This is a genomic window from Negativicutes bacterium, assembly GCA_021372785.1.
Classification (GTDB): Bacteria; Bacillota; JAAYKD01; order JAAYKD01; family JAAYKD01; genus JAJFTT01.
Genome location: JAJFTT010000026.1, coordinates 1 through 6,903 on the forward strand (window position 1 = coordinate 1; position 6,903 = coordinate 6,903).

3 protein-coding genes and 2 pseudogenes are annotated in these 6,903 nt (G+C 46.6%); 4 read left to right on the forward strand and 1 reads right to left on the reverse strand.

Going from position 1 to position 6,903, the window contains the following annotated elements; genetic code table 11:
• The first annotated feature begins 329 nt into the window (after nt 1-329).
• The 4 genes and pseudogenes from LLG09_03245 (at nt 330) to LLG09_03260 (ending at nt 5,873) form a co-directional block, all read left to right on the forward strand.
• Nucleotides 330-1,154 (forward strand): alpha/beta hydrolase, encoded by an 825-nt coding sequence (locus LLG09_03245; GenBank protein ID MCE5196132.1) that lies wholly within the window; start codon nt 330-332, stop codon nt 1,152-1,154.
• A gap of 120 nt (nt 1,155-1,274) precedes the next feature.
• Nucleotides 1,275-3,292, forward strand: a pseudogene (locus LLG09_03250) (catalase).
• Nucleotides 3,293-3,642: 350 nt separating this feature from the next.
• A pseudogene (locus tag LLG09_03255) lies at nt 3,643-4,924 on the forward strand (4Fe-4S dicluster domain-containing protein).
• 250 nt (nt 4,925-5,174) lie between these two features.
• Nucleotides 5,175-5,873, forward strand: a complete 699-nt coding sequence (locus LLG09_03260; GenBank protein ID MCE5196133.1) for an RraA family protein — start codon at nt 5,175-5,177, stop codon at nt 5,871-5,873.
• 120 nt (nt 5,874-5,993) lie between these two features.
• Here the strand turns inward: LLG09_03260 and LLG09_03265 are convergent, their stop codons facing one another.
• Entirely contained in the window at nt 5,994-6,422 is a 429-nt protein-coding gene (locus tag LLG09_03265) for a 4-oxalocrotonate tautomerase family protein (GenBank protein ID MCE5196134.1), read from the reverse strand.
• Nucleotides 6,423-6,903 lie beyond the last annotated feature (481 nt).

A 6,903-nucleotide genomic window follows, 5' to 3' on the forward strand; every position in this document is an offset into this window, starting at 1 on the left:
AATTCAGCAGCTCGCTCTTTTCTGACTTTGTGTATTTCTTACGCTTTTGTGTTTTTGTTGTTCCCATGACAACACCCCCTTTAGGAGGTATTATCTCATTTCGAAGTTCGTTTGACTATGTGGGTGTTATTTGACGCTTACAAATGATCGTGGCAGAACAAAGCAAATTTCTGATCGATAAACGATAAACTGGGTAAAATTGAAAATTCATAATATAATTAATATTATATATAGAAAGATATTACTAAATATTAGTTTACAAATCGTTTTCGTAGGCGTATAATAGATTTATCTTGTAGGTATTGGTATTTAACGAAAGGAGTCAAATCATGAGCATGATTAAGATGAAAGATGGCACGCAAATTTATTACAAGGATTGGGGGAAGGGGCAACCCGTGGTGTTCAGCCATGGTTGGCCGCTCAACTCAGACAGTTGGGAAGCGAGTATGATGTTCCTGGCTTCTCAGGGTTATCGCTGTATTGCGCATGACCGCCGCGGACACGGACGTTCGGATCAGCCTTGGCAGGGCAATGATATGGATACTTATGCGGATGATCTCTCACAGTTGATGGAAGCGCTTGATCTGAAGGCTGCTGTTCTGATTGGTTTCTCCGCAGGTGGCGGCGAAATTAGCCGCTATATTGGCCGTTATGGCAGCAAGCGTCTGGCAAAAGCCGCACTGATTTCGGCTGTGCCGCCTTTGATGCTGAAAACAGCAGGTAACCCCGCAGGTTTGCCGATGCAGGTATTTGATCAAATCCGTCTTGACTCTGTCACCGACCGTTCGCAGTTTTATCAAGATCTTGCCGGCGGACCATTCTTCGGAGCCAACAGACCAGGCGCCAAGGTCAGCCAGGGGATGATTGATTCTTTCTGGCTGCAAGGTATGAGCGCCGGCCACAAGAATACCTACGATTGCATTAAGGCGTTTTCTGAAACGGATTTCACCGAAGACCTGAAAAAAATCGACATACCCACGCTGATTATTCACGGCGATGATGATCAAATCGTTCCAATTGGCGCAGCGGCGCTCGCATCTGCGAAACTAGTCAAAAACGCGGAACTGAAAATATATAAAGGCGCACCACACGGACTCACTTATACAGAGAACGACCGGCTTAACTCTGACCTGCTCACTTTTCTGAAGCTTTGATGCTGACATGACATCGTGAGGAGAATGAAGATGGATGATAAGAATAGGAGTAAAAATCTCGGAACCAACGTACAGGATTCTGCTTTTGCCAAAGAGTCAGCGTTAGCAGAACGCGCGGAACTGCATCAGATTTCCGGCGGCAATCACCCCGCTCTTACTACAGACAAGGCGTCAAGATTTCTGACAATCAGAACTCACTGAGAGCCAATCCGCATGGTCCCACATTGTTAGAGGATTTCATCCTTCGCGAAAAAATCACGCATTTCGATCATGAGCGAATTCCCGAACGTATCGTTCACGCCCGAGCGACAGGCGCACACGGCTATTTTGAACTGACGGATTCCTTACAGGAATATACCACTGCAAAAATACTGACTGAGGTAGGAGAGAAAACGCCTGTCTTCACGCGAATATCAACCGTTGCAGGGGGTGCCGGATCGGTGGACACACCACGCGACATACGCGGATTCGCCGTGAAATTTTACACAAAGGAAGGGAATTGGGATCTGGTCGGCAATAACATTCCGGTTTTCTTTATCCAGGACGCGATTAAATTTCCCGACCTGATTCACGCTGTAAAAATGGAACCCGACCGCGGTTTTCCTCAATCGGCAACCGCCCACGATACATTCTGGGATTTTATTTCGCTTACTCCGGAATCCATGCACACAATGATGTGGATCATGTCAGACCGTACCTTGCCGCGTTCCTTGCGGATGATCGAAGGCTTTGGGGTGCATAGCTTCCGATTGATTAACAAAGCCGGAAAATCAACTTTTGTCAAATTTCACTGGCGTCCTAAACTTGGCCTGCAATCTACCATTTGGGATGAGACCATCAAGATTTCCGGTGCGGATCAGGATTTCCATCGCCGAGATCTGTATGAGGCAATTTCGGCGGGTGAATTCCCCGAATGGGAATTTGCGGTTCAGCTTTTTACCCAGGAGGAAGCGGATCGCTTTCCGTTCGATCATTTGGATGCGACCAAGTTGATCCCCGAAGAGCTCGTCCCCTTGAAAGTGATCGGCCGCATGGTCCTGAACCGCTGGCCGAATAATTTCTTTGCTGAAACGGAGCAAGTTGCCTACTGTCCTTCTCATGTTGTGCCGGGCATTGATTTTTCCAATGATCCGCTGCTGCAAGGCCGTTTATTTTCCTATCACGATACGCAGCTTTCCCGGCTGGGCTCGCCCAATTTCAATCAGATACCGATCAACGCGCCAAAATGTCCTGTAGCCAATCAACAGCGCGACGGGCAGATGCAGATGGGGCAACCGGAAGGCCGCGTGAACTATGAACCCAGCTCTCTTGCGGAAAATTCGGCACGTGAATCCTTGCGTGAAGGGTTTTACAGCGCCGCAGTCGGCGAGAGCGGAGAAAAAGGTCGCATCCGTGCAGAAAGCTTCGCCGATCACTATAGTCAGGCACGACAGTTTTATCTCAGCCAAACCGCTTATGAGCAGGCACATATCGCTTCGGCATTTGTCTTTGAGCTTTCAAAAGTTGAGCATCTGCACATACGCAAAGCGATCGTCGGGCATGTGCGTCATATCGATGAAGATCTTGCTGAGCGAGTTGCTGCAGGTTTGGCACTCGGTCAACTCCCCGACGCGCCGCCGATTGCGGTTCCCGTAAAAAACCTGCCGGTCTCTCCCGCACTGCAGATGATCGGCAAAATGAAAGCAACGCTTGTTGGGCGTGCAATTGCCATTCTGATTGCCGACGGCTCAGACGGCAGCGCTATCGAAAAAATGAGAAAAAGCGCCACTGATGCAGGAGCAACTGTGAAAATTGTTGCCCCCAAAATCGGAGGCGTGAAGCTGGCCGATGGTTCGAACCTGCCTGTAAACGGCCAATTAGCGGGGACACCTTCTGTGTTATTTGACGCAATTGCTGTTATCCTTTCCCACGAAAGCGCGAAGGCTTTGTCGAAGGAAAACGCAGCTGTCGAATTTGTGCGGGATGCTTTCGTTCATCTTAAAGCCATCGCTTCCGACAAAGGGGGCAGCGAGCTTTTAAAGACAGCAAATATCGTGCAGGATGCCGGTGTTCTGTCTGTCGACGATGAGTCCGCCTTTATTGCGGCGGCGATGACACGTCAATGGCAGCGCGAAAAATCAGTCCGCACACTGGCATAAGCGTCGGTTGAACCAGAAGCAAAACAACAACACTCGCTATCACCGCAGGGTGCTAGGAAGCAGAGAGCATTTGGAGATTACTTCCCACTTGCTCTCTGTTTTTTGCAATTTGCTCATTGAGAGGTTTGTATGGAAAGCAACTAAAACCATCAAGCAAGGCGGGAACCTCAAGAATTCCAGGAAAAGCCAAATAGAGCTTTGACAATCAAAGTCTTTTCATTCGACATCAGTAAAAGAAAGAAGGAAATGACTGTTGATTTATCGTAAAGAAAGCATAAACAGCGTACGCATATCAAGTGCTTTTCCTTGTAAAACTGATAAATTCAAAAATATGAGGAAGGTTGTAAGCTATGGGGTACAGAGCCAGTAAAGAAGCTTATAAGAGTTTAGAAGAGAGAATCAATTGGTTCACGCAGGGAGCTCCGCCGTCGGACAGTCTATATAAATTCTGCAGATTTTATATACAGAAGCGGAAGCGAAAAGGGTTGCTTTATTGCCGGTGCGTCCCTTTACTGCTAGGAAAGCCGCAAAAATCTGGAAGATCAGTGTTGGAGAAGCAGATCGCTTTTTAGAGCGCCTTTGTCAGAAGGCGTTGCTGGTGGACTCATTTTATAAGGGAGAGCGGCAATATGCAATGCCACCGCCCATGGCTGGATTTATTGAATTTGCATTGATGCGTAGACGGGGTGATATTGATCAGGAATATTTATGTGAATTGTATTATCAATATCTGAATGTAGAAGAAGATTTTGTCAAGGATTTATTCTTCGCAACAGAGACACGTCTTGAACGGGTTTTTGTGCAGGAGCGCATCCTGACGAATGAGAACACGATTCATATTTTGGATTATGAAAGAGCAAGCCATATTATTGCGGAAGCGATGCACATCGGTCTCGGAACTTGTTATTGCAGACATAAGATGCTGCATGTGGGCCGTCCATCCAGCATCAACGTTCCCATGGATGTTTGCCTAACATTCGGCAATGTTGTTCGTTCTCTGGCGGAAAACGGGCACTATGCGAGGTTAATTGATCAGAAAGAGGCAATGGATGTTCTGGTGCGATCTTATGCGGCAAACCTGGTGCAAATTGGCGAAAATGTTCGTGAAACCCCGGCGTTTATTTGTAATTGCTGCGGTTGTTGCTGCGAAACTTTGCAGGCCGCAAGAAAATTCAGCCCAATGCAGCCGGTGGCAACGACAAATTACAGACCTGAAATTTCGGAAAAATGCGCGGGGTGTGGAAAATGTGAAAAAGTCTGTCCGGTCTTAGCGATTTTCATGCAAAAAGCAAAGAGGGTCGCTCGACAGCGCGCATCGATCAGGAGATATGTTTCGGTTGTGGGGTCTGTGTGCGAAATTGTCCCCAAAAGGCGATTGAATTGGTCAGAAGAGAAGTTCAAATCATTACGCCGGTGAATAGTACCCATCGATTTATTCTGCAAGCGATCGAAAAAAGTACCCTGCAAAATCTCATATTCGATCATTAGGCATTCGCCAATCATTGTGCGATGGCGGCAGCGCTCGGCGTTATTCTGCAATTACCGCCTTTGAAGCAGATGATGGCGAGTAACCAATTCAAATCGATCTATCTGGATAAGTTATTGTCAAACCAACATGCGCAAAACCAATAAATCCCATCGCTTCTCCACCGATCTTGTTAAAGGGTACACCATCTGGTGGAATAGCAAACTATAGTATGCTTCCGCTTGTTGTAGTTATGCTTGCCCTATCTTAACGGGAAAGAAAGCAATAAAAAGCAGGCAGAATAGCAAAACAGTATGGTGAATCATTAAAATATACAATTCATCTATATTAGGTATCATCGAATTAAGGTACTCATGGCAGAGTAGACAGCATCCTATCATCAAAGGAGTGAATATCATGAGCGCAGGAAGCCGAATTTATCTTGATTTTCCCAGACCCAAGCGTGAACTCATAGAGCAGTTTCGCGGAATTCCCGTCGCGAACCTCGACGACTGCATGAATCGAACCGCGGCTGTCGCTGCCGAAATTCGTCCCTATGGTAAAAAAGAGCTGCTCGGGATTGCCTTCACCGTGCAAATTCCGGAAGGTGATAACCTCATGGTGCACAAAGCGCTGGATTTGGCCCAACCTGGCGATGTTCTTGTGGTCGCGGCTGGCGGCTTTCTCAACCGCAGCATTGTGGGTGAGTTAATGTCTCATTACTGCCAAATCCGCGGCTTAGCCGGCATCATCATCGATGGCAGCATTCGCGACGCAGAGGCCCTCGCTGCCATGGATTATCCGGTTTATGCCCGTGGTGTTTCTCCCAACGGTCCCTACAAAAACGGGCCCGGCGAAATCAACACGCCCATTTGTTTTGCCGGGCAAATGGTTTTCCCGGGTGATCTGGTCATAGGGGATGGCGATGGCTTGCTGTTTGTTCGTCCCGCCGATGCGGAACAAATTTTACGCGACGTCAGACTTCTCATGCAAAAAGAAGCAGAGACGATTGAAATGCAAAATCGAAGCAAAACTTACCCACGCCCCTGGGTCGATGCCAAACTTCAGGAAATCGGCTGCGAAATCGTCGACTTTATCGACTGGCGAAAAAAATAAGATTTTTAATTTAAGAACAGTCCCTGTATTTATGACCTTTTTCGGAAAACTGCTTAGAAACGAACAAACGAGCTTTCAAAGCCATTGATTCGGCTTGGAAAGCTCGTTTTGTAGCTATTTCTATAGAGTCAAAGCTTTCGCTTTCGCGATGGCTTCCATTTCTGCTTGCTCTTTGAGATAATCGGCATAACCCGGGCTGAAAGGTCGTAAGTAGCCGTTCGAACCGGCATTGTCATTGCCGTGTTCTTTGATGATCACAATGGTGCGCCCTTTGTCTTGACCAAACGCTGCGGCGCAAGCCTCATCAAACCCATTACAAATGATGTTTTTCCCCTCAGGCGTCTTGCCGAATGTGGTATAAACAAACAGACATTTCATCGTTGCCGTCTGCTCATCCATGTTCTCTTTCTTGATTTCTTGGATCGATACAAATGAATGGTCTTCCGATACGCCAAAACCTTCCATACAGGCTTTTTTGGTGTGCTGAATCAGGATCTTTTTTTGTGCGGGAGAATATCCTTCCGGGATATAGGCATATGCAATCGCCATAAAAAACTTCCTCCTTTTGTTTGCTTTGTTTGCTTACGTAAAAACTCGATTTTCCCGATGCTCTGAGATAAAAAAACCTATTAAGAACGGGATTTTTCCGGAGGATTTACCTAAATCTGTATTTTATGGCAGAGAATCACTCTCCTTCCCGCCGATCAATTTCTCTTGATCAGAACAAAAGCAGCGCATAGATTTTAAAAAAGTAATACACTCTTGTATGAACGGCGAAGAGATTGGAAACAAGGCACTGTGATTCTGATTTAGCGTACAGGGTAATATTCGGAATATTGGCCGCAGCACTCCTGATGCCGGCAGACAGTGCTTCCTCAACTGATTTGCTGCTCAGTCAGAGAGTCCGTCATTTTTTCTGTTTTCATGTTGTCAGATCCTACATAAACTTTTGATATTGTAAATAAAACATACGAAGCGAAAGAAAAGAAGATCAAAAAGCACCCTTCTCAAAATTTATTGCGTTGGGGGG

What these genes read in the sequence shown, in the direction of transcription:
- LLG09_03245 (MCE5196132.1), top strand. Translation starts at nt 330, where the DNA reads ATGAGCATGATTAAGATGAAAGATGGCACGCAAATTTATTACAAGGAT.
- LLG09_03260 (MCE5196133.1), top strand. Translation starts at nt 5,175, where the DNA reads ATGAGCGCAGGAAGCCGAATTTATCTTGATTTTCCCAGACCCAAGCGT.
- LLG09_03265 (MCE5196134.1), bottom strand. Translation starts at nt 6,422, where the DNA reads ATGGCGATTGCATATGCCTATATCCCGGAAGGATATTCTCCCGCACAA.